Source organism: Microbacterium pasadenense (assembly GCF_047246565.1).
GTDB lineage: Bacteria > Actinomycetota > Actinomycetes > Actinomycetales > Microbacteriaceae > Microbacterium.
On sequence record NZ_JBFOKN010000001.1, the window covers coordinates 25,605 to 45,918 of the forward strand.

23 protein-coding genes and 1 riboswitch are annotated in these 20,314 nt (G+C 72.6%); of the genes, 8 read left to right on the forward strand and 15 right to left on the reverse strand.

Features of this window, described 5'->3' with window-relative positions:
• The first annotated feature begins 55 nt into the window (after positions 1-55).
• The 3 genes from AB3M83_RS00110 (at position 56) to AB3M83_RS00120 (ending at position 2,976) form a co-directional block, all read left to right on the forward strand.
• Positions 56-1,474 (forward strand): glycoside hydrolase family 1 protein, encoded by a 1,419-nt coding sequence (locus tag AB3M83_RS00110; RefSeq protein WP_412944309.1) that lies wholly within the window; start codon positions 56-58, stop codon positions 1,472-1,474.
• Positions 1,475-1,583: 109 nt separating this feature from the next.
• Positions 1,584-2,054 carry a GNAT family N-acetyltransferase gene (locus AB3M83_RS00115; RefSeq protein ID WP_412944310.1) on the forward strand — a complete coding sequence of 157 codons (471 nt, stop codon included), beginning with the start codon at positions 1,584-1,586 and terminating at the stop codon, positions 2,052-2,054.
• Positions 2,055-2,115: 61 nt separating this feature from the next.
• Positions 2,116-2,976: a Cof-type HAD-IIB family hydrolase gene (locus AB3M83_RS00120; protein ID WP_412944311.1), complete on the forward strand. Its 861-nt coding sequence runs from the start codon at positions 2,116-2,118 to the stop codon at positions 2,974-2,976.
• Positions 2,977-3,084: 108 nt separating this feature from the next.
• Here the strand turns inward: AB3M83_RS00120 and AB3M83_RS00125 are convergent, their stop codons facing one another.
• The 3 genes from AB3M83_RS00125 to AB3M83_RS00135 form a co-directional block, all read right to left on the reverse strand.
• Positions 3,085-3,924: an SDR family oxidoreductase gene (locus tag AB3M83_RS00125; RefSeq protein ID WP_412944312.1), complete on the reverse strand. Its 840-nt coding sequence runs from the start codon at positions 3,922-3,924 to the stop codon at positions 3,085-3,087.
• A 62-nt stretch (positions 3,925-3,986) separates the two neighbouring features.
• Positions 3,987-4,760 carry an enoyl-CoA hydratase/isomerase family protein gene (locus AB3M83_RS00130; protein WP_412944313.1) on the reverse strand — a complete coding sequence of 258 codons (774 nt, stop codon included), beginning with the start codon at positions 4,758-4,760 and terminating at the stop codon, positions 3,987-3,989.
• Between the two features lie 28 nt (positions 4,761-4,788).
• Complete coding sequence (locus AB3M83_RS00135) at positions 4,789-5,550, reverse strand: SDR family NAD(P)-dependent oxidoreductase (RefSeq protein ID WP_412944314.1); 762 nt, start codon at positions 5,548-5,550, stop codon at positions 4,789-4,791.
• A gap of 121 nt (positions 5,551-5,671) precedes the next feature.
• Between AB3M83_RS00135 and AB3M83_RS00140 the strand changes: the two genes are divergently transcribed.
• Together AB3M83_RS00140 and AB3M83_RS00145 are read left to right on the forward strand one after the other, a co-directional pair.
• The gene (locus AB3M83_RS00140) at positions 5,672-6,397 is read left to right on the forward strand and encodes a phosphotransferase (RefSeq protein ID WP_412944315.1); all 726 of its coding nucleotides are present in this window, start codon (positions 5,672-5,674) and stop codon (positions 6,395-6,397) included.
• Positions 6,398-6,432: 35 nt separating this feature from the next.
• A complete protein-coding gene (locus AB3M83_RS00145) occupies positions 6,433-6,945 on the forward strand; it encodes a GNAT family N-acetyltransferase (protein ID WP_412944316.1) in 513 nt (170 codons plus the stop codon).
• Between the two features lie 4 nt (positions 6,946-6,949).
• Here AB3M83_RS00145 and AB3M83_RS00150 read toward each other — a convergent pair whose 3' ends face one another.
• The 3 genes from AB3M83_RS00150 to AB3M83_RS00160 all read right to left on the reverse strand — a co-directional run bounded on the left by AB3M83_RS00150 (position 6,950) and on the right by AB3M83_RS00160 (position 9,851).
• Positions 6,950-7,750: an energy-coupling factor transporter transmembrane component T family protein gene (locus AB3M83_RS00150; RefSeq protein WP_412944317.1), complete on the reverse strand. Its 801-nt coding sequence runs from the start codon at positions 7,748-7,750 to the stop codon at positions 6,950-6,952.
• Positions 7,747-9,132: an ABC transporter ATP-binding protein gene (locus tag AB3M83_RS00155; protein WP_412944318.1), complete on the reverse strand. Its 1,386-nt coding sequence runs from the start codon at positions 9,130-9,132 to the stop codon at positions 7,747-7,749. Before AB3M83_RS00155 ends, AB3M83_RS00150 begins: the two co-directional genes overlap by 4 nt.
• A gap of 80 nt (positions 9,133-9,212) precedes the next feature.
• The gene (locus tag AB3M83_RS00160) at positions 9,213-9,851 is read right to left on the reverse strand and encodes an ECF transporter S component (RefSeq protein ID WP_412944319.1); all 639 of its coding nucleotides are present in this window, start codon (positions 9,849-9,851) and stop codon (positions 9,213-9,215) included.
• A riboswitch (TPP riboswitch) is annotated at positions 9,846-9,955 on the reverse strand. Its footprint overlaps the gene before it by 6 nt.
• A 94-nt stretch (positions 9,956-10,049) precedes the next feature.
• Between AB3M83_RS00160 and AB3M83_RS00165 the strand changes: the two genes are divergently transcribed.
• Complete coding sequence (locus tag AB3M83_RS00165) at positions 10,050-11,621, forward strand: D-alanyl-D-alanine carboxypeptidase family protein (protein ID WP_412945947.1); 1,572 nt, start codon at positions 10,050-10,052, stop codon at positions 11,619-11,621.
• Between the two features lie 81 nt (positions 11,622-11,702).
• Here AB3M83_RS00165 and AB3M83_RS00170 read toward each other — a convergent pair whose 3' ends face one another.
• Together AB3M83_RS00170 and AB3M83_RS00175 are read right to left on the reverse strand one after the other, a co-directional pair.
• A complete protein-coding gene (locus tag AB3M83_RS00170) occupies positions 11,703-12,632 on the reverse strand; it encodes a DnaJ domain-containing protein (protein ID WP_412944320.1) in 930 nt (309 codons plus the stop codon).
• A gap of 1 nt (position 12,633) precedes the next feature.
• Positions 12,634-13,695, reverse strand: a complete 1,062-nt coding sequence (locus tag AB3M83_RS00175) for an enoyl-CoA hydratase/isomerase family protein (protein ID WP_412944321.1) — start codon at positions 13,693-13,695, stop codon at positions 12,634-12,636.
• Between the two features lie 95 nt (positions 13,696-13,790).
• Here AB3M83_RS00175 and AB3M83_RS00180 point away from each other — a divergent pair, with 95 nt between their 5' ends.
• Both AB3M83_RS00180 and AB3M83_RS00185 read left to right on the forward strand, forming a co-directional pair.
• On the forward strand, positions 13,791-14,795 hold the full coding sequence (locus AB3M83_RS00180) for an ABC transporter ATP-binding protein (protein ID WP_412944322.1): 1,005 nt from the start codon (positions 13,791-13,793) through the stop codon (positions 14,793-14,795).
• Positions 14,792-15,616, forward strand: a complete 825-nt coding sequence (locus AB3M83_RS00185) for an ABC transporter permease (RefSeq protein ID WP_412944323.1) — start codon at positions 14,792-14,794, stop codon at positions 15,614-15,616. Before AB3M83_RS00180 ends, AB3M83_RS00185 begins: the two co-directional genes overlap by 4 nt.
• A 51-nt stretch (positions 15,617-15,667) precedes the next feature.
• Here the strand turns inward: AB3M83_RS00185 and AB3M83_RS00190 are convergent, their stop codons facing one another.
• The 7 genes from AB3M83_RS00190 to AB3M83_RS00220 form a co-directional block, all read right to left on the reverse strand.
• The gene (locus AB3M83_RS00190; protein ID WP_412944324.1) at positions 15,668-16,144 is read right to left on the reverse strand and encodes a hypothetical protein; all 477 of its coding nucleotides are present in this window, start codon (positions 16,142-16,144) and stop codon (positions 15,668-15,670) included.
• A gap of 71 nt (positions 16,145-16,215) precedes the next feature.
• Positions 16,216-17,046, reverse strand: coding sequence for a uroporphyrinogen-III synthase (locus AB3M83_RS00195; protein WP_412944325.1), 831 nt, complete (start codon positions 17,044-17,046; stop codon positions 16,216-16,218).
• Positions 17,047-17,269: 223 nt separating this feature from the next.
• The gene (locus tag AB3M83_RS00200) at positions 17,270-17,539 is read right to left on the reverse strand and encodes a hypothetical protein (protein WP_412944326.1); all 270 of its coding nucleotides are present in this window, start codon (positions 17,537-17,539) and stop codon (positions 17,270-17,272) included.
• Entirely contained in the window at positions 17,529-17,939 is a 411-nt protein-coding gene (locus tag AB3M83_RS00205; protein ID WP_412944327.1) for a phage holin family protein, read from the reverse strand. Before AB3M83_RS00205 ends, AB3M83_RS00200 begins: the two co-directional genes overlap by 11 nt.
• On the reverse strand, positions 17,936-18,364 hold the full coding sequence (locus tag AB3M83_RS00210) for a hypothetical protein (RefSeq protein ID WP_412944328.1): 429 nt from the start codon (positions 18,362-18,364) through the stop codon (positions 17,936-17,938). The genes AB3M83_RS00205 and AB3M83_RS00210 overlap by 4 nt, the downstream gene beginning before the upstream one ends.
• An 88-nt stretch (positions 18,365-18,452) precedes the next feature.
• Positions 18,453-19,904 (reverse strand): protoporphyrinogen/coproporphyrinogen oxidase, encoded by a 1,452-nt coding sequence (locus tag AB3M83_RS00215; protein ID WP_412944329.1) that lies wholly within the window; start codon positions 19,902-19,904, stop codon positions 18,453-18,455.
• 87 nt (positions 19,905-19,991) lie between these two features.
• Complete coding sequence (locus AB3M83_RS00220; RefSeq protein WP_412944330.1) at positions 19,992-20,297, reverse strand: ArsR/SmtB family transcription factor; 306 nt, start codon at positions 20,295-20,297, stop codon at positions 19,992-19,994.
• Positions 20,298-20,314 lie beyond the last annotated feature (17 nt).

The window sequence follows — 20,314 nt, forward strand, 5'->3', positions numbered from 1 at the left end:
CGGCACCCGGCATCCTGCCCCTCCCCACGAACGACACACGACACGAAAGCGACTCATGAGCACCACTTCGTTCCCCGCCGGCTTCCTCTGGGGCGGCGCGACCGCCGCCAACCAGATCGAGGGTGCCTATCTCGACGACGGCAAGGGCCTCTCGATCCAGGACGTGATGCCGAAGGGCATCATGACGCCGCGCACCGACGGCCCCACCGACGACAACCTCAAGCAGGTCGGCATCGACTTCTACCACCGCTATGCGGAGGACATCGCCCTCTTCGCCGAGATGGGATTCACCACATTCCGATTCTCGATCGCCTGGAGCCGCATCTTCCCGAAGGGCGATGAGACCGAGCCGAACGAGGCGGGCCTCGCGTTCTACGACCGCGTGCTCGATGAGCTCGAGAAGCACGGCATCGAGCCCCTCGTCACCATCTCGCACTACGAGACGCCGCTGCACCTCGCCGAGCAGTACGACGGCTGGGTCAACCGCGACCTGATCGGCTTCTACGAGCGGTACGTCCGCACCCTCTTCTCGCGCTACGGCGACCGCGTGACGTACTGGCTGACGTTCAACGAGATCAACTCGGTCATCCACGCCCCTTTCATGTCGGGGGGCATCAACACGCCCAAGGAGCAGCTCTCGAAGACCGATCTGTACCAGGCCGTGCACCACGAGCTCGTGGCATCCGCTCTGGCGACCAAGGTCGCCCGAGAGCTCGCCCCGAACGCTCGGATCGGCTGCATGGTGCTGTCGATGCCCGTCTACCCGCTCACCCCGAATCCCGACGACGTGTTCGCCGCGCTCATGACAGAGCGCGTGAACCTGGCGTTCGGCGACATCCACGTGCGCGGCGAGTACCCCGGCTACTACCTGCGAAGCCTGCGCGAGCAGGGCGTCGAGCTGCAGATCAGCGACGAGGACACCGCGCTGCTGAAGGAGAACACCGTCGACTTCGTGTCCTTCAGCTACTACTCCTCCATCTGCGAGACGGCGGACGAGAGCAAGCGCGTCATGGGCGAGGGGAACCTGTTCGGCGGTGTGAAGAATCCGACGCTGAAGGAATCGGAGTGGGGCTGGCAGATCGATCCCGTCGGTCTGCGCCTCGTGCTCAACCAGTTCTGGGACCGCTGGCAGAAGCCGCTCTTCATCGTCGAGAACGGTCTCGGCGCGAAGGATCAGCTCGTGGAGATCGACGGGACGAAGACGGTCGTCGACGACTACCGCATCGCGTACCTGCAGGCGCACCTCGAGGCCGTCGGCGAGGCCATCGCCGACGGCGTGGACCTCTTGGGGTACACGACCTGGGGCTGCATCGACCTGGTGTCGGCGTCGACCGCGCAGCTGAGCAAGCGCTACGGCTTCATCTACGTGGACCGCGACGACGACGGCTCGGGTTCGCTGGAGCGGTACCGGAAGAAGTCGTTCGACTGGTACGCCGAGGTCATCCGGACCAACGGCGCGAGCCTGTCCGCATGACCCCCGCCGGATGCGGCCGCGGCGCACGGCCGCATCCGCGCGGAGCGGGCCTGCCCGCGCGCTCGTCAACCCTCCGCGGGAGTTCCGTCGCCGCGGATACAGTGACGGCGTGAGCGACATCGAGATCCGGCCCATCACTCCCGACGACGCCGGCGAGGTGCTGACGCTGCAGCGGGCGGCCTTCGTGCAGGAGGCCCTCATCTACGGCAGCCCGGACATGCCGCCGCTCACGCAGACCCTCGAGGAGCTGCGCGCGGAGCTCGAGACGAATCTCGGTCGCGTGGCGGTCGACGGCTCGCGGATCGTCGGCGCGCTGCGGGCGCAGCTGGACGGGGAGCTGCTGCTGATCGGCCGCATCGCCATCGCCCCCGACCAGCAGGGCCGGGGCATCGGCTCGCAGCTGCTGGCAGCCGCCGAGCAGGCGGGGGCGGAGGCCGGGGCCCGCGAGGCCGAGCTGTTCACCGGCTCGCTCAGCGAGGCGAACCTGCGCCTGTACCAGCGCGAGGGGTACGCCGAATCCGAGCGCGTACCGCAGGACGGCGGCACCGAGCAGGTCTTCCTGCGCAAGCCGCTCGGCTGACGGCATGCGCCCGCAGGCCCCACACATCAACCGTTCACCCGTGACCCGAGACAATGGACCTATGACCCGCATCGCCTTCCTCGACGTCGACGGCACGATCCAGGAGCACGGCGATGCCATCGCCCCCTCGACCGTGCGCGCCATCCGGACGGCGCGCGCCAACGGTCACCTGGTCTTCCTGTGCACGGGCCGCTCCGCCGGAGATCTGCACCCGAAGGTGCGGGAGATCGGCGTCGACGGCGAGATCACCAACGGCGGCGCCTTCGGGACCCGCGGCGACGAGCTGCTGTTCGCCGACCCGATGGCCCGCGAGGACACCGAGCGAGTCATCGCGTTCTACCAGTCCGAGGGGATGCACTACTTCCTGCAGTCGAACGACGCGGTCTTCGCGAGCGACGGCGTGGGGCCCTTCGTGGACGAGTTCTTCCGGGAGCGCCGTGAGAAGGCCCGCGAGGAGCTGCACCGACTCGGCGCCGCCGAGGACGAGGAGGGCGGCGCGGAGCCGCCGCAGGTGATCGCCTACCAGCCGATGGACGGCGCCGACCTCGACGCCATCGCGAAGTCGACCTTCATCAGCCTGCGGCCCGACGGCGTCGAGCGCGCCGCCGCGGCCCTCGGCGAGCGCTTCCACGTCGTCCGCGGCAGCATCCCCCTTCCCGGCGGCTCGAACGGCGAGATCGGCCTGCGCGGCACGAACAAGGGGTCCGCCATCGCGCGCGTCCTCGACCGGCTCGGGCTCGACGCCCGCGACGCCATCGGGATCGGCGACAGCTGGAACGACATCGAGATGTTCGAGGTCGTGGGGACGCCGGTCGCGATGGGCAACGCCGATCCGCATCTCAAGGAGCTCGCGGGACGCGTGACGACCTCGGTGCTGGAGGACGGCGTGTGGAACGCCTTCGCGGAGCTCGGCCTGGTCTGATCCCCGGTCCGCCGATGCAAGGGATCCTGCGGGACGCGCCGGCATCCGCTCGTGGCACCCGGCGTGTCGGCGCGGATCCCTTGCATCCGCGAACACCTCGCCTGGCAGTCAGTCGAGGAAGATGTCGGGGAACAGCTCGGCGTCCGGAGTCCCGGGAACCGCGGCGTAGCGCGAGAAGTCGGTGACACCGGCATCCCGCAGCACCTGCTCGACGATCAGCGTCCGCCCGGTGTACTCGCGCGCCGGCTTGCGGAGGACCTCGTAGGCGGCGTCGGCGTAGACCTCCGGGGTGCGGCTGGCGCGCATCATCCGCTCGCCCCCGAGCGAGTACTGCACCGCGGCGGTCGCGATGGTCGTCTCCGGCCACAGCGTGTTCGCCGCGATGCCCGCGGAGGCGAACTCGGCCGCCATGCCGAGGGTCGCCATCGTCATGCCGTACTTCGCCATCGTGTAGGCGGTGTGTGCGCCGAGCCATCGGGCGCTCGCGTTCAGCGGGGGCGACAGCGACAGGATGTGCGGGTTCGCGGCATCCGCCAGCATGGGCAGGGCAGCGCGCGACAGCATGAAGGTGCCGCGGACGTTGACGTCCTGCATCAGGTCGTACTTCTTCGCCGTCAGCTCCGCGGATCCGGAGAGGTCGATGACGGAGGCGTTGTTGATGACGATGTCGATGCCGCCGAACTCGCCGCGCGTCTTCATGACCGCCGCGGCGATGTCGTCGTCCTCGCGGACGTCGCCGACGACCGGCAGCGCCTGACCGCCCGCGGCACGGATCTGCTCGGCGGCGGTGTGGATGGTCCCTTCCAGCTTCGGGTGGGGCGTGTCGGTCTTGGCGAGGAGGGCGATGTTGGCGCCGTCGCGGGCTGCGCGCAGGGCGATGGCGAGGCCGATCCCGCGGCTGCCACCCGACATCAGGATCGTCTTGCCGGCGAGTGTCGTCTCGGTCATGGGGTCTCCTCGGGAGATGTCGTGTACGGGCGGATGCCCGGGGTCGGGAGCGGACGCCCGGGTCAGGCGGGGCGGGACTTGCGGGAGGCGGCGGCGAAGGCCGTGACGCGCGTGCGCGACTCCTCGGTGTCGAACGCCGCCCCGATGGTGCGCGCCTCGTCCGCCAGATTGTCCGCGAAGGCGCGTCCGACGCCACCGCGGATGAGCCGCTTCGCCTGGCCGAAGGCACCGGTCGCCCCGTGCAGCCACGACCGGGCGACGTCCTCGGCAGCGGACCGCGGGTCGTCGTCCACCTCCGTGACGAGACCCCACTCCCGCGCGATCCGGGCGCTGATCGTCGTGTCGGTGAGGAGGAGCTGCAGCGCACGGCGCTGTCCGATCGCCGCGGGCAGCAGCGTCGAGACCCCCAGGTCGGGCGTGAGCCCGATGTTCGCATACTTGCTGACGAACTTCGCATCCGGCGACGCGACGATGTAATCGGCGGTCAGCATGAGTCCCAGCCCACCGCCGGCGACGGCGCCGTGCACGGCCGCGACGATGGGCTTGTCCGACTCCACGAACGTGCGGGTGCCGTCGTGGATCAGGTGCGCCATCTCCGTGATCGCGGCGCCGCCCGAGCCGGACGCCGCCATCGCGACGACGTCGCCGCCCGCGCAGAAGGCGGGACCGGCGGCATCCAGGATGATCGCCCCGACCGTCTCGTCCGTCGTCAACGCGTGCGCGAGATCCCGCCACCGCGAGCCCATCTCGAAGTCCATCGCGTTCAGCGAGGCGGGCCGGTTGAGGGTCATCCGCGCCAGGGCGCCGTCGCGCTGCAGCAGGATCGTGTCGCTCATGGGGTCTCCTCCCGCGGTTGCGTCCGGCTCATCGCGGCGCCATCCGGATCGAGCCGTCGAGACGGATGGTCTCGCCGTTCAGGTAGCCGTTCTCGACGATGTGCTGGACGAGCGCCGCGTACTCGTCGGGGCGCCCGAGCCGGGCGGGGTACGGGACCTGCTCGCCGAGTGAATCCTGGGCGTTCTGCGGCAGACCGGCGAGCATCGGCGTCTCCATGATCCCCGGCGCGATGGTGCAGACGCGGATGCCGGAGCGCGCGAGCTCGCGCGCGATCGGCAGCGTCATGGCGTGGACGCCGCCCTTGCTCGCGGCGTACGCCGGCTGGCCGATCTGCCCGTCGAACGCGGCCACCGAAGCGGTGTTGACGATGACGCCGCGGTCGCCGGACCCGGTGGGCTCGGTCACGGCCATCGCCGCCGCGGCGTGCGCCACGACGGTGTAGGTGCCGATGAGGTTGATGCGCACGATGCGCTCGAAATCCGCGATCGGGCTCGGCGCCCCGTCGCGGGTCAGCACCTTGGCCGGCGGCGCGATCCCGGCGCAGTTGACGGCGACCCGGAGCGGCCCGAGGGCGGATGCCGCGGCGACGGCGGCCTCGACCTGCGCGGCATCGGTCACGTCGGCCGCAGCGAAGCGGCCGTTCAGCGCGGCGGCGACGTCGGCGCCGGCGGAGGACGGGAGGTCGAGGATCACGACGTGCGCGCCCGCGTCGGCGAGGCGACGCGCGGTGGCGAGGCCGAGGCCGCTGGCACCCCCGGTGACGAGGGCGGATGCGCCCGTGATGTCCATACGCTCTCCTTCGAACGGCATCGAGTTCCAGCCCTGTCGCGACTGCGTGTCACGACGCGGACCTGCCGACCAGGTTACCCGGACCGTGGCGGGCGCCGCACGCACGCGCGATGATGGGGCGATGTCGATCCCCGCCGCCGACCTCGTCGTGCCGCACCGGGTCCGCTCCCTCGCCCGGGGTGCCGCCACGCGACCGGTATGGCGCAACCAGCGCGGCGGCACGACGTTCCGGACCGACGACGGCCGGTTCATCAAGTACGGGCTCAGGAACCTGGAGACGACGATGTCGGGCGAGGCGGACCGGCTCGCCTGGGCTGTGCGGCACACGCCCGTGCCCGAAGTGGTCGAGTCGGGCAGCGACACCACGACCGAGTGGCTCGTGACGCGTGCGCTGCCGGGCCTGTCCGCCGTCGACCCGCGATGGCTCGCCGAGCCGGCGGTCGCCGTCCGCGCGGTGGGGACGGGCCTGCGGGCCCTCCACGACGCCCTTCCCGTGGGGGGATGCCCGTTCGACTGGTCCGTCCCGGCACGCCTCGCGGCGGCGTCCCGGCGCGGCATCCGCCTGCCCGATCGGCTGCGCGAACCGCCCGACGTCGACGTGGCGGTCGTCTGCCACGGCGATGCCTGCTGCCCCAACACCCTCCTCGCCGACGACGGGAGCTGGCGCGCCCACGTCGACCTGGGCGCGCTCGGCGTCGCGGACCGCTGGGCCGACATCGCGGTCGCCGCCATGAGCACGGAGTGGAACTACGGGCCCGGGTGGGAGGGCGCGCTGCTCGACGCGTACGGGGTGGACCCGGACCCGGGACGGCAGTCGTACTACCGCGACCTGTGGAACGCCACGTGAGCCCGGCCGTCGCCGACCGCGGATAGGCTCGTGCGGTGATCGAACGGACCGCTTCCCGCACGCCGTCGTGGCAGATCCTCGAGGTCGCGTACGACGATCCCCGCGCCGTCGCCCTCCGCCGCCTCCTGGACGAGGATCTGGGGGCCCGCTACGACGGCTTCCACGGCGACGAGCCCGAGGAGCGCCGGCTCGCCCGGCAGCGCGCCCTGGCGACCCGGCCGGACGAGGTGGTCGCGACACTCGTCGCCGTCGACGCCGACGGCGAGCCCGCGGGGCACGTCATGCTTCGCCGCCTCGGCGCGGAGTGGGAGCTCAAGCGCCTGATCGTCGCCCCGGCGGCCCGCGGCCGCGGCATCGCGCGGGGCCTCGTCGCCGCGGTCGTCGACCGGGCGCGGGCGGGCGGAGCGGCCCGCGTGATCCTGCAGACCGGCCTGCAGCAGCCGGAGTCGATCCGCCTCTACGAGTCGATGGGGTTCACCGGCATCCCGGTCTACGAGCCCTATGTCGAGACGATGCCCCGATCGATCTGCCTCGAGCTGGGGCTCTGAGGGCTCAGGACCAGACGAACCGGAACGTCCCTGCGGCGACGGCGGCGGCGAGCGCGAGGGCGACGAGCGCGATGGCTCCGGCCACGGCGGCGGCATCCCGGCGGGTCAGCGTCGACGGCCGCGCCCAGGTCCGCTCCACCGGGGCCCCGAAACCGCGCGCCTCCATCGCCGTCGCGAGCCGCGAGCCGCGTCGCACCGCGAACACGAGCAGCACGAAGGCCATCGACGCGTACCGCCGCAGGACGCCGCGGTCGCCGACTCCGCGCGCCCGGCGCGCGAGCGCCATGGTGCGCCAGTCGTCGATGAAGAGTCCGAGGGTCCGCGTGCCGGCCAGCACCCCGAGCACGAAGCGGGCCGGCAGGTGCCAGACCTGCGCCAGGGCGCCGGCCAGCTCGATGGGGTCGACACGGCCGAACAGGAGGATCGTCGGCAGCGCGAGGGCGAGGATCCGCACGCCGACCGCGAGCGCCAGAGCGATCGAATCCTCGCTGACGGTCGCGTACCAGAACGTCCAGTACACGCGTCCGCCGGGTTCGCCGTAGAGCAGCATGCTGAGGCCGGCGACGGGGATGAGCAGCAGCACGGGCAGGAGCCGCGCGAGGACGGTCCGCAGCGACAGCCCGGTGAGCCGAACGCACAGCAGCTGCAGGGTGACGGCCACCAGCCCGCTGACCGGGTCGATCGTGGCGAGCAGCGGGATCGACAGGATGACCGCGAGCAGGATGCGCGTCGCAGGGTTCACCCGGTCGAGCCACGCTCCGCCCCGGGGCGCGGTCCCGGTGCCGGCACGGGCGGGCGCGGTCATGCGTCGGCCTCCGCGAGCTCGATCCGACGGCCGCCGAGATGGCGGGCCACCTCGGCGTCGTGGGTCACCGCGACCACGACACGGCCCTGGGCGATCTGGGCCTGCAGCAGGGCGACGAGGCTGCTCCAGCCGCGCCGGTCCTGGCCGAACGTGGGCTCGTCGAGGACGATGACGTCGGGGGAGGTCGCCAGCACGGTCGCGACCGAGAGACGTCGCTTCTGTCCGCCCGACAGCGTGAAGGGGTTCGCACGCGCGAGCGGCGCGAGATCGAGCCGCTCGAGCAGGTCGTCCACGAGGACCTCGATGTCGGCCGCGGACCGCTTCAGCGCGGCGGGGCCGACGGCGAGCTCCTCGCGGACGGTGGCGGCGAGGAACTGATGCTCGGGATCCTGGAAGACCGTGCCGATGCGGGTGAGCAGCTCCCTCGAGGTCCACCGCGACGGGCGGGGACCGCGCCTGCCCGGCGCCACCGTGACGGCATCGACCGACCCGGCGTGCTCGGGCAGCAGCCCGGCGAGGGTCAGCGCGAGCGTCGACTTGCCCGCCCCGTTGGGGCCGGTGATGACGGATGCCGCGCCGACGGGGATGTCGAGGTCCAGTCCCCGGCGCACCGGAGTCCTGCCGTCGCGCGAGACCGCGAGGCCCCGGGCGGACAGCGCGACGGCGGCGTCCGGCGCCGCGCCTTCGAGGACCGGCAGATCGACGGGACGCCCGGGCACCCACACGCCCGCGGCCGCGAGCGTGTCGGCGTGACCGGTGAACACCTCGTCGGGCGAGCCGTCGGCGAGGACTCCGCCGTCGGCGTCCAGCACGATCACCCGGGTCATGAGCGGCAGCCAGACCTCGGTGCGATGCTCGATGACGACGAGGGTCGCGCCGGATCCGGTGACCGCTCGGCCCACGGCATCCCGCACCTCACGGACGCCGCCCGGATCGAGGTTCGCGGTGGGCTCGTCGAGCAGCAGCAGACCCGGTCGCATGGCGAGCACCCCGGCGATGGCGAGCCGCTGCTTCTGCCCTCCCGAGAGCCGCGCGGTGGGACGGTCGAGTGCCACGTCGAGGCCGACGGCGTAGAGGGCTTCGGCGACACGACCGGGGATCTCCTCCGGCGGGACGCCGAGGTTCTCGCAGCCGAAGGCCACGTCGTCGCCGACCCTCGATAGGACGACACCGGCATCCGGATCCTGCAGGACGAGGCCGACCCGGCCGCGGCCGGCGGCGGGGTCCTCGCCGTCGACCTCGATCGACCCGGACCCCTCGCCCTCATCGTCGCCGCCGAGCAGACCCGCCATCCCCGCGAGGAGGGTGGACTTGCCCGCCCCCGAGGCTCCCAGGAGCAGGACGCGGTCACCCGCGGCGATGTCGAAGGACACGTCCCGCACGGCGGGAGCGCGGCGACCGGCGTACCGCCAGCCCCATCCGCGCGCCCGGACCGCCGCGGGGCGCCCGTCGCCGGCCGAGGTCAGACCTCTTCCCGCCGCTCGCGACCCGACGCGAAGCGGCTCAGCGCCCCGGTCGCGGCGAGCGCGCGGACCAGCACCCAGCCGAGCACGCCGGCGAGGAGCAGCCCCGAGACGGCGACCGAGCCCAGGTAGATGAGGTTGAACTCCACGGTCTTCAGGATGTTGGGCGACGACCCGTAGAACAGCTCGAAGATCCACGCGCCGACGGCGGCGCCGATGCCCGCGAGCGCCGCGACCGGAAGGCTGAAGCGACGGTAGAGGAAGAGGGCGAAGATCAGCTCGGCCCCGAAGCCCTGAACAAGGCCCGACAGCAGGGTCGACACACCCCAGACGTTCCCGATCAGCATCGACACGATGGCCGCGACGACCTCGACCAGGAGTGCGGCGCCCGGCTTGCGGATGACGAGGCCGCCGATGACGCCGCCGATCAGCCAGATGCCGACCGCGACACCGCCGAGACCGGGCGTGACGGCATCCATCACCGTGAACCAGCCGTAGCCGACCGTGTTCCACACCCAGAAGAGCAGCCCGACGGCGACTCCGAGGACGCTGGCGACGACGATGTCGACGACGCGCCACCGGTAGCGGGAGCCCGTGGGCGTGGATGTGGGGGCGGGTGCGTACGTGGACGCGTGCATGTTCTTTCTCCTCCCTGCGCCGGCATGATCCGGATCAGGTTCGACGGTCGAAGCGTGGATCGCTTCCTCTCAGCCCGGCTCACCGGACTCCCGTGGTTGTGCGACGAGTATAGCCACCCCGGACGGCGGTCGCCGACCTGCGCAGGGCGACCTCGCAGCGGAAGGCGGCTGCCGGGGCGCTACCGTGGGTCGGTGACCATGGAAGACGCCGCCCCCCTCAGCCGCCGCGAGATGCGCGCCCGGGCCGGCGACGGGTCACCGGACGACACCCGCGAGCAGGATGCCGCGTCGACGCCGGTCGACGCGTCGGGCGACGAACCCGCGGAATCCGGCGTCCGTGGCGCGCCGAGCGACGAGGCGGAGCGGTCGACGTCGCCCGGGCCCTCCCGGCTGAACGAGCCGTCCCCGCTGCCCGTCGCCACTTTCGCGGACGCGGATGCGCCGGCGGTCACCACGACGGCGGCTCTCGCGTGGGTGGACCCCGCAACCCTGCAACCGGAACGGGTCCGCACGCGGCCGGCGGGCGACGATCTGCTGCCGCCGCTGCGCCGGCCGCGACGGCGCGTCGACGCCCGCATGGTGGCCCTCCCCGCGATCGCGGTCGTCCTCCTCGCCGTCGTCTACACCGCGGCGATGCTGCTCTGGCCGCTGGCAGCGGTCGCTCCGGACGTGACGGCATCCGAGGTGAGTCCTCTCACCGGCGCGGAGTCGGCCATCGACTGGCCCGACGACGGCGCGGGGGCCGTCGCGGTCGCCGGCTTCGACCCCGCCGCCTCGACGGACGATCCCGAGCAGCTCGCGAGCATCACGAAGGTCGTCACCGCCCTCGTCGTCCTCGACGCCGCACCGCTCGACGTCGGCGAGCAGGGGCCCGGATACGACTTCACCTTCGCCGACCGCAGCGAGTACTGGACGTACATCAGCCAGAACCAGTCGGCCCTGAACGTCCCCGACGGCGGCTCGCTGAGCGAGTACCAGCTGCTGCAGGGCATGCTGATCGCGTCGGCGAGCAACTACGCCGACCGCCTGGTGACCGAGGTCTTCGGCTCCGTCGAGGAGTACACGACCGCAGCGAACGCCTGGCTCGCGGAGAACGACCTCGACGGCATCACGGTGACGGATGCCTCGGGCTTCGACCGCGGCAACGCCGCGACCCCGGCCGCCATGATCGCGCTGGCCGAGAAGGCGCTCGCCGACCCGGTGATCGCCGAGATCGTCGCCACCCCCGAGGCGGAGCTGCCCGGCGCCGGCGAGTTCGAGAACACGAACGCGCTGCTCGCCGATCCGGACGTCATCGGGCTGAAGACCGGCAGCTACACCGGTTCCTACAACCTGCTCGCGGCGCGCACCGCGACCGTCGGGGACGACGAGGTCACCCTCATCGCCTCGGTCACCGGGCAGCCGAACGGCGATCTGCGGGTCAGCGAGGCGGAACGCCTGCTCGACGAGGTCGCCGGGGAGCTCTCCGGCCCGTCGAACCTCGCCGCCGGCACCGTCGTCGGCAACGTCGCGACGGCGTGGGGGGCGTCGAGCCAGGTGGTCACGGACGCCGAGGCATCCGTTCTGCTGTGGAACGGCGCGACCGCGACGACGGATGCGGAGATGCGGCTCGGTGACGAGCGCACCGCCGGGGAGGATGCCGGGACGCTCACCCTGTCGGGTCCCATCGACACGGCCGAGGTCGGGCTGGAGCTGGCCTCCGCCGTCCCCGGCCCCGACGCCTGGTGGCGCCTGAGCCATCCTCTCGAGCTGCTCGGCCTCGTCGACTGAGCCGCAGCGGGGCGATGGTCGCCTCGCCCGAAGAGCCCACCCCCGGCAGGACGCGCGCCGCGCCCCGTCGCCGACAGGCCGTCAGGCGAAGCGAACCGTCTGCTGCAGTCGCGTCCGCACGTCGAACAGCTCGTTCCCGCCGATCTCACGGGCGCCCGAGACACCCCGGCGAAGCACGGTCGTCAGCGCGCTGCGACCGACCACCGCGACAGGCAGGCCCTTCACGCGACCGATCTCGTCGATCGCCGTCGTCACGTCGTCGTCGGGCAGGACGACGATCGCGCCGCTGAACTTCACCTTCGCCGACCGGCCCAGGCCGCGGGCCGCCAGCACCAGCCGGGCGACCGGCGACCCGACGACGGCGTCGCCGATCAGCTCGCCCCGCCGCGTCCGCACCGGCGCCCCGAAGTCCTCGGACAGCACCGCGTAGAGGCCGCTCGGTCCCAGCACGATGTGGTCGAGCTTCACGTCGGGATCCCGCGGGTCCGGTGCGACGTCGTGCCACACCGTGTACCCCATGCCGAGGTCGGCGACGATGCGTGCCGTCGCCTCCTCCGCGAGCGCATCGGCGAGGAGGCGTCGCACCTCGCGGGGCGCCCCGCGCACGAGCGCCGGATCGTACGGGTCCGGGAGCTCGATCCCCCGGCCCGCCCACTCCCGGATGAGCGTCAGGTAGCGCTCCCGGCGCCACCCGCCGGGTTGACCGAACGATCGCGCCCGCGGCCGCGTGTCGGCCGCGCGGCTCGGCGGCCGCCACTGCGGGGCATCCGGAGCGAATGACGTCGCACCCTCGCCGAAGCCGTGCCCGCGGTCGTAGGTGGCCCGCGCATCGGGCGTCCCGACGAGCTCCCACGCCCGCTGGACCTGCACGAACAGCGCCGCGTCGCCGCCGGTGTCGGGGTGCGTCTGACGCAGGCGCAGGCGGTACGCCTTGCGCAGGTCCTCGTCCGTGGCATCCGGCGTCACCGCGAGCACGTCGTAGGCCGAAGCCGAGAGGGGACTGTCGAACACATCAGCTCCAGAGCGGGGTCGCCGGCCGGTGCGCCAGCGCGGTCGATGCGAGGTCGCGGGGCAGCGCGGCCAGTGTCGCCGGCTGCCAGCGCGGTGACCTGTCCTTGTCGACGAGCTGCGCACGGATGCCCTCGACGAGATCGGGCTGCGTCGTCGCGAACCACTCCACGAGGCCGTACTCCTGCGCGAGCGCCGACCGCAGGTCGGGCAGGCCGCGCGCGGCGCGCACCGCGGCGAGCGCGACCGTCAGCGCCGTCGGCGACAGCGTCTCGAGCGTGTCCGCCGTGACGGATGCCGGCGGCTCGGGCCGCGCCCGCAGCCGCTCGATGATCTCGGTCACGCTGTCCGCCGCGAACGCGTCGTCGATCCACTCCCGGGCGTCGGCCAGCGAGGACGGCCCTGCCGTCTCGTCGAACAGCAGCGCGATCTCGGTCGGCGTCTGCGGGTCGGCCCGCGTGATGAGCGCGTGGTGCAGGTCGCCGAGCCGCTCCGACGGCACCAGGAGGTCGGCGAAGCCGGCGTGGATCGCGTCCGCGGCATCCATCGACGCCCCCGTCAGCGCGAGGTACTCCCCCAGTCGCCCCGGTGCGCGGCCGAGGAGCCACGAGCCGCCGACGTCCGGCGTGAACCCGATGCGGGTCTCGGGCATCGCCAGGCGCGAGCGCTCGGTGACGATGCGCACCGCCGCATGCCCGGCCAGACCGATCCCGCCGCCCATGGTGATCCCGTCCGCGAAGACGACGACGGGCTTCGGGTACTCCGCGATGCGGGCGTTGAGCGCGTACTCCGCGCGGAAGAACTCCATCGCCGCCACCGCCTCCCCCGCGACGATCTGCTCGCGAAGGCCTCGCACGTCGCCACCCGCGCAGAACCCGCGGTCGCCGGCGCCGTCGAGCAGCACGATCGCGATGTCGGCGTCGCGCTCCCAGCGGTCGAGCGCCGCCGCGATGCCGAGGATCATGCCGGAGTCGACCGCGTTGATCGCGCGCGGTCGGTCGAGGGTCACATGCCCGAGGCTGCTGTCCGCGCGCACCAGCAGTGACGGGGCCGCCGAGTCGCTCATTCCGGCAACGTTACCGGCCCGGCACGGGGCGTCGGTCGGCGGCCCGCCCCCGATTCCGCCAGGATGGGAGCAGATCCCCACCCGAGAGGACCCGCATGCCCGAAGGACATGTCCTCGAGTTCACCGGTGTCACCAAGCGCTTCGGCTCCGTGACCGCGGTCGACGGACTCACCGCCCGCGTCGAACCCGGCGTCGTCACCGGCTTCCTCGGCCCCAACGGGGCCGGCAAGACGACGAGTCTGCGCATCCTCCTCGGCCTCATCGGCGCGACGAGCGGGTCCGCGGTCATCGGCGGCACCCGCTATCGCGACCTGAAGCACCCGCTCCACACCGTCGGCGCCGCCCTCGAGGCCTCGAGCTTCCACCCCGGCCGCACCGCCGTCGACCACCTGCGGATCTTCGCGCAGGCATCCGGCATCGCCCGTTCGCGCGTCGACGCCGTGCTGGGACAGGTCGGCCTGACGGATGCCGCGGGCCGGAAGGTCGGCGGCTACTCGCTCGGCATGCGGCAGCGCCTCGGCCTCGCCGCGACCCTGCTCGGCGACCCCGGCGTCCTCGTCCTCGACGAGCCCACGAACGGCCTGGACCCCGAGGGCATCAAGTGGATCCGCGGGTTCCTGCAGGCCCTCGCGGCCGAAGGACGGACGGTCCTCGTGTCCTCGCACCTGCTGGCCGAGATCCAGCAGAGCACCGAGGCGCTGCTCGTCATCGCGCGCGGCCGACTCGTCTACCAGGGCTCGGTGCGGGAGCTGACCGAGGCGGACGACTCCGCGACGATCGTCGATGCGCCCGACCGCGACGCTCTGCTCGCCGCCCTCACGGCGGCAGGACACGACGTCGATCAGCTGCGCACCGGCTTCGCCGTCCGCGGTGCCGACACCCGCACGGTCGGGGCGATCGCGGCATCCGCCGGCATCGCGCTGTCGAACCTGCAGCGCCGCGGCCGCGGCCTGGAGGACGTCTTCCTCGACCTCGTCGGCGGCGAGCTCGTGCACCCCTCGGCGTCCGGCGCAGCGCCGGAGCCCGCCGCCGCGGTCGCCGTGCCGGTGGCGGAGCCGCCCGCCAGAGCCGAGATCGAGACGGGAGGTGAGCAGCGATGAGCCTCGTGCGGGTCACACAGTCGGAGCTCACGAAGCTCTTCAGCACGTCGATCTGGTGGATCCTCGCGCTCGTCCTCGTCGTCTACGCCGGGGGCAACGCCGCGATCCTCGCCTGGGTCTTCGGTGCGAGCTCGGCGGGATCGCTCCCCGGCGGCAGCGCCCCCGACATCCCGGCCGAGACCATCCCGCCGGTGATCTACAGCACGGCCTCGGCGGTCGGATACGTCTTCCCGCTGCTCATCGGCGCGCTCATGGTGACCAGCGACTTCCGGCACCAGACCCTGACGCCCACCTTCCTCGCGACGCCCCGCCGCGCCCGTGCCCTGGGAGGGAAGGTGATCGCGGGCGCCGGCATCGGCATCGTCTACGCCGTCGTCGGACTGGCCGCGACGGTCGCTCCCGGCGCGGCGATCTTCGTCACCCAGGATGTGCCGACGGCGCTGGACGACAGCGACACGTGGGCGCTGCTGGGCCGCGTCGTCATCGCCTACGTGCTGTGGGTGCTGGTCGGGATCGGCGCCGGCACGCTGCTGCGCAACCAGGTCGCCGCGATCGTGGTGGTGGTCGGCTTCACGCAGCTCGTCGAGCCGGTCGTCCGCACGGTCGGCGCCTTCCTCGACGGCGTGCGGGACGCGACCGCCTTCCTTCCCGGCGCCGCATCGGACGGACTCGTCGGCGCGAGCATCTACTCGACGTTCGCGCCGCCTGCCGCCGGGGGCGTGGACCTCGCCTGGTGGGGCAACGGGCTCGTCCTGCTCGGCTACGCCGTCGTCCTCATGGTCGTCGGATACGTCGCCAGCTGGCGTCGCGACGTCGCCTGAGTTCCCGGCGCGGCGTCGGCGCGGATGCCGCTCATCGGGCGGCGAGCGGGCTCAGGCCTGCGCGGGTTTCGTCGCGCCGACGCGCGGCGTGCGCGTCGCGCGCTCGGGCCGAGGCTCTCGCTCGATCACCGGGATCTCACTGGTGGCCAGTTCGACGACGTCGATCGGCTCGTCCTCGCCCTCCAGGCGGAGCGCCTGGACGAGCGCGAGACCGTGCCGCGTCGTGATGATCAGCCGGGCGAACTCCTCGTCGCCGTCCAGGTCGATGACGACGGACGGGCGCCGCCGGCGCACCAGGACGAAGTCGTCGCCGTTCGCGGAGCGCCAAAGGCCCATCGCGACGGTGCGGGGCACGACGGTCCCGGGGTTCGGGACGCCGCGCAGCCACGACCACGGATCGTCGACGAGCTGCACCTTGCGGATGTCCGCGCGCTCCACGCGCACCGGCGCCTTCCGGAACGACAGCGCCCGCTCGGTGACCGAGAGCGCGACTTCCAGCCGCGTCGAATCCAGGAGCAGCGTCACCATGAGATCAGTCTGCCAAATGCCCGGCCGCGATCGGATGCCGCCGCCACAACGATCCGATCTCGACGCATCGGTCAGCCCTGCAGCCGCTGGATGGCCCCGGTCGAGGGGGCGAACTCGTCGGCGGCGTGCGGCAGTGGGAAGTTCGACACGGCCGCGATCAGTCCGGTCACCGTCTGCTCCTTCGCGACGACGCTGACCCCGAGGCCGGCCCGGCGGGCATCCTTCGCGGTGCGGGGGCCGATCGCGGCGATGACGGTGTCGTCGGGGATGTCCGGAAGCTGCTCGTGCACCTGCTCGGCGACCGAGCCACTCGTGACGAGGATCGCGTTGATGCGGCCGGAGCGGACGTCGGCGGCCACCTTGTCGGTGACCGGCACGCCGACCGTGCGGTAGGCGACGACGCTGCGGACGTCGTGCCCCGCCTCGGTCAGCAGGCGGGTGAGGACCGGCTTGGCGAGTGCGCTCCGCAGCGTGAGGACGCGGATCGGCTCGGGCTCGAGCGCGATCAGCTGGGCCGCCATGCCGGCGGCGGAGTTGTCTTCATCGGGGACGAGGTCGACGCGGTAGCCCACCGCGGCCATGGCCGCGGCGGTCGTCTCGCCGACGGCGGCGATGCGCGTCGAGGCTGGGATCACGGCCCGGTAGGCGTGCAGCACGTCCACGGTGGTGGAGCTGGTCAGCGTGACCCAGTCGAAAGCGCCGTCCGCGAGGTCGCGCAGCGCCGACTCCAGCGTGGCAGCGTCCTCCGAGGGGGCGAAGTTGATGAGCGGGGCGATGACGGGCGTGGCACCCTGCGTCCGCAGCGCGGCTGCCACGCTGTCGCCCCATGGGCCACCACGCGGAACCAGCACACGCCACCCCCGGAGAGGTTTGGGCGCGGAACCCGCAGCTGATGTGTTCATGGTTCGACTCTCGTTAGGCGGCCGGCCACCCCAGTGCGAGACGACCGGCACTCGCGGGCCCCGGGCGCGCCGTCGCGCGTTCGGGTCCGCACCGCCGGCAGCATACGCATCATTGCCGCTGCCTGTGTTGAGGACGAGCATACCCCGCCAGGTCGGCGAGAGCGGATTCCGCCGCCCGGCAGCCGCGGTCGGCGTCCGCGCGGACCCGCCCTGCGGACCCCGGTCAGCGCGTGTACAGCCGGACGACGCCCCAGACGACGGCTCCGACGGTTACCGCGACACCGACGGCGGCGAGGGCCGCACCGGTGGGGTTGCGGTCCGCGAAACGACGCGCCGACACCTTCGCACGCTCGGTGGCCTTCGCCGCACGCTTGGGGACGTTCGCCTTCTCCTCGATGGCGTTCAGCGCCGCCTTGAGCTCGGCGCGGGCGCGCTCGACGGGATCGGTGATCCCGAGCGGAACGGCGGTGCGGGGCAACAGCTCAGAACTCATCAGCGACTTCCTTGACGATGCGGGCGTCGGTCGACAGCGCCGACGCGGGGGTCTCGCGGCTGCTCATCTTCTTGACGCGCGCCAGGCCCAGGAGGGCGAGGACCGCGACGATCACGAGTCCGAGGACCACGAGGATGAGCGCCGCCAGCCAGGGCGCGATCCACGACGACAGCCCGATGATGGTGAACGCCCCGATCGCGGGGATCGTCCAGAACAGGACGAACAGCGCGAGCACGAACCACAGTCCGACCATGCCCGCGTCCTTGCCGGTGCGGGCCGCCCACTTCTTCGCCGCGTTGATCTCCGCGGTGATGAGGTTGCGGACCAGCTCCGGCAGGTCGCCGATCAGCGAGAAGAGGCTGTCGTCACGCCGATCGCGGAAGCCGCGCGGCGTGCTCATGAGGCGGGTGCCGCAGGCTTCTTGGTGCCGCCGTTGGAGCCACCGCTGGTGCCGCCGTTGGAGCCACCGTTGGTGCCACCCGAGTTCTTGCCCTTGACGGCGTCGGCGGTCGACTCGGCGGCGTCCTTCACGTCGTCAGCCGCGTCCTTCGACGCGTCGAGCGCTGCGTCGAGCTTCTCACCGGGTGTGCCCTTGGTGGTGGCTGCGCGCGTCACCTTCACGGCGCTGTCCCACAGCACGCCGGGGACCGAGAACGCGGCGGACTTCCCGAGGTCGCTGACCTTCCCGACCTGCTTCTGCACGGTGGGGGTGTTGTAGACCTTGAGGTACGCGTCCTTGATCTGCTCGTAGCGCTGCCGGCCGGCGCGTGCTCCGAGCACGTAGCCTGCGGTGAGCCCGACGACGATTCCGATCTTGCCCTTCATGGCGTTTCCTCACGTTGAAAGCGATGTGGTGCCGAGCACTCAGGGTATCGCTACATGCCGTTTGCGGCATCCGCCCTTGACAGCGGCCTCAGTCGAGGGCATCCTCGGCGCCTCGTCCCCACAGCAGGGCTGATCGGACGCGTTCGGACTCGGCGGCCGCATCGGACACGACCCGGACCAGCCCGTTGCCGCCGATCCAGGCGCCGACGACACCCAGGGACGACGTGCGGCGGACCGCGGTCCTGGCGTCGTCGCGAGCGGGCATCAGGGCGGATGCGGGCAGGGCGCGCGGCACCCGGCAGCGGTAGGCGGCGAGCGGGGTCCCCAGGTCCACGCCCAGCAGCGTGGATGCCGCGGCGATCGCGCTCGCGGTGACGGCGGCATCCGCCTCTCGTGAGGCGGGCAGCGTCACGCGGACGATGTGCGGCTCCGCCGGATCGTGCGGCCAGGTCGCGGTGGCGTGGACCACGGCGAGCGCGGGCGCCTCGCCGGGTGCGGCGTAGACCGCGTGGCCGCGGGGATGGGCGTCGAGGGCGGGCGTGTCGAGCACCAGCGTCACGACGTCCACGTCGGGAGGCGAGAACGGCGCGCCGTCCAGACCGCCGAGATGGGGGGCGAGCAGCCGACGCGCCGGCACCTCGGGGGTGGCGACGATGACGGCGCGCGCCGCGATCTCGCCCGGTTGCGGCTCCGCGCCGCCCGTCCCGTCCGCCGGCGCGACGTCGTCCACGTCGACCGAGACCGACCACCCGTCGCCGACCCGGGTCAGTGCGCGCGCCGGCGCGTTCGTGCGCACGTCGACGTCGAGATCTGCGAGCTTGGCGACCAGCGCGGTGACGAGCGTCGACATCCCGCCGCGGAGGGTCGCCCGGGACGGCGGAGCCTCGGCATCCGGGAGCTGCTGCGCGACCGCACCCGTGAGCGACCCGGTGCGGGTGAGGGCGGTGTTGAGGCCCCGCACGGCGCTGTCGACATCCACGACCTCCGGGGCGACCCCGTGGATCCCGTACGTGAGCGGCGCGACCATCCGATCGACGACGCGGGCGCCCAGGCGGGCGCCGACCAGCGCGGCGAGGCTCTGCGTCTTGCCGATCGTCAGCGGCGGCCGCAGCCGGTCGAGATAGGCCCGCCATGCGCCGGGCCATCCGATGATCCGCCGCGTGCGGTCGTCGAACGGGTTGGCCGGGATGCCGAAGATCGAGTCCCGCGGCAGCGGCGCGACCCCGTGCGGCCCCGCCACCCAGGTGTCCGCGGGGCGGGCCGCCACGACGTCGCCGGCCAGCCCGAGCTCGTCGACCAGGTCGGCGAGCGCTCCGGGTGCCGCGCGGAACCCGTCGGCGACGGTGTCGACGATGCGGCCGTCGAGCTCGGCCGACGAGGCGAGCCCGCCGAGTCGGCCGCTCGCCTCGAGAAGGGTCACCGGCATCCCGACCTTGGCGCATTCGAGCGCCGCGACCAGGCCGGCGATGCCGCCGCCGATGACGACGACACGTGTGCTGCGGGCGTGCGAGACGAGGTCTGCGGCGGCATCGGAGGGCATGGCATCCATCCTCCCCCACGCCGGCCGGGCGGACCCTCCGCCGTGCTGTGCCGGGCCCGACCCGCAGCCCAGTTCCGAGAAGAAGACTCAGGCGGAGTCGGCGGCGGGAAAGAGGAGATCGGTGAACCCGATCACCCAGTCCTCGACGGCCAGGAACGGCCGCGGCTGCAGAGCGAGGATCCGGCTCCGCCCTCGACGTTGCGAAACGATCAGCCCGGCCGATTCGAGGGTCCCGAGGTGTCGCGCCGTCGCATAGCGATCGCGCTGCACCTCGGCCGCGATCACACAGACGGGAAGCGCCCCACGCTCGCGGAGCAGAACGAGGATCTCCCGGCGCACCGGGTGGCTGAGCGCGGTGAAGATGTCGTCCTTCTGCTCACCCTCTGAGGACATCTGAACTTCCCTTCTGG

Coding starts and splice junctions, on each gene's coding strand:
- AB3M83_RS00110 (WP_412944309.1), top strand. CDS start 56: ATGAGCACCACTTCGTTCCCCGCCGGCTTCCTCTGGGGCGGCGCGACC.
- AB3M83_RS00120 (WP_412944311.1), top strand. CDS start 2,116: ATGACCCGCATCGCCTTCCTCGACGTCGACGGCACGATCCAGGAGCAC.
- AB3M83_RS00125 (WP_412944312.1), bottom strand. CDS start 3,924: ATGACCGAGACGACACTCGCCGGCAAGACGATCCTGATGTCGGGTGGC.
- AB3M83_RS00130 (WP_412944313.1), bottom strand. CDS start 4,760: ATGAGCGACACGATCCTGCTGCAGCGCGACGGCGCCCTGGCGCGGATG.
- AB3M83_RS00135 (WP_412944314.1), bottom strand. CDS start 5,550: ATGGACATCACGGGCGCATCCGCCCTCGTCACCGGGGGTGCCAGCGGC.
- AB3M83_RS00140 (WP_412944315.1), top strand. CDS start 5,672: ATGTCGATCCCCGCCGCCGACCTCGTCGTGCCGCACCGGGTCCGCTCC.
- AB3M83_RS00150 (WP_412944317.1), bottom strand. CDS start 7,750: ATGACCGCGCCCGCCCGTGCCGGCACCGGGACCGCGCCCCGGGGCGGA.
- AB3M83_RS00160 (WP_412944319.1), bottom strand. CDS start 9,851: ATGCACGCGTCCACGTACGCACCCGCCCCCACATCCACGCCCACGGGC.
- AB3M83_RS00165 (WP_412945947.1), top strand. CDS start 10,050: ATGGAAGACGCCGCCCCCCTCAGCCGCCGCGAGATGCGCGCCCGGGCC.
- AB3M83_RS00175 (WP_412944321.1), bottom strand. CDS start 13,695: ATGAGCGACTCGGCGGCCCCGTCACTGCTGGTGCGCGCGGACAGCAGC.
- AB3M83_RS00180 (WP_412944322.1), top strand. CDS start 13,791: ATGCCCGAAGGACATGTCCTCGAGTTCACCGGTGTCACCAAGCGCTTC.
- AB3M83_RS00185 (WP_412944323.1), top strand. CDS start 14,792: ATGAGCCTCGTGCGGGTCACACAGTCGGAGCTCACGAAGCTCTTCAGC.
- AB3M83_RS00190 (WP_412944324.1), bottom strand. CDS start 16,144: ATGGTGACGCTGCTCCTGGATTCGACGCGGCTGGAAGTCGCGCTCTCG.
- AB3M83_RS00195 (WP_412944325.1), bottom strand. CDS start 17,046: ATGAACACATCAGCTGCGGGTTCCGCGCCCAAACCTCTCCGGGGGTGG.
- AB3M83_RS00200 (WP_412944326.1), bottom strand. CDS start 17,539: ATGAGTTCTGAGCTGTTGCCCCGCACCGCCGTTCCGCTCGGGATCACC.
- AB3M83_RS00205 (WP_412944327.1), bottom strand. CDS start 17,939: ATGAGCACGCCGCGCGGCTTCCGCGATCGGCGTGACGACAGCCTCTTC.
- AB3M83_RS00210 (WP_412944328.1), bottom strand. CDS start 18,364: ATGAAGGGCAAGATCGGAATCGTCGTCGGGCTCACCGCAGGCTACGTG.
- AB3M83_RS00215 (WP_412944329.1), bottom strand. CDS start 19,904: ATGCCCTCCGATGCCGCCGCAGACCTCGTCTCGCACGCCCGCAGCACA.
- AB3M83_RS00220 (WP_412944330.1), bottom strand. CDS start 20,297: ATGTCCTCAGAGGGTGAGCAGAAGGACGACATCTTCACCGCGCTCAGC.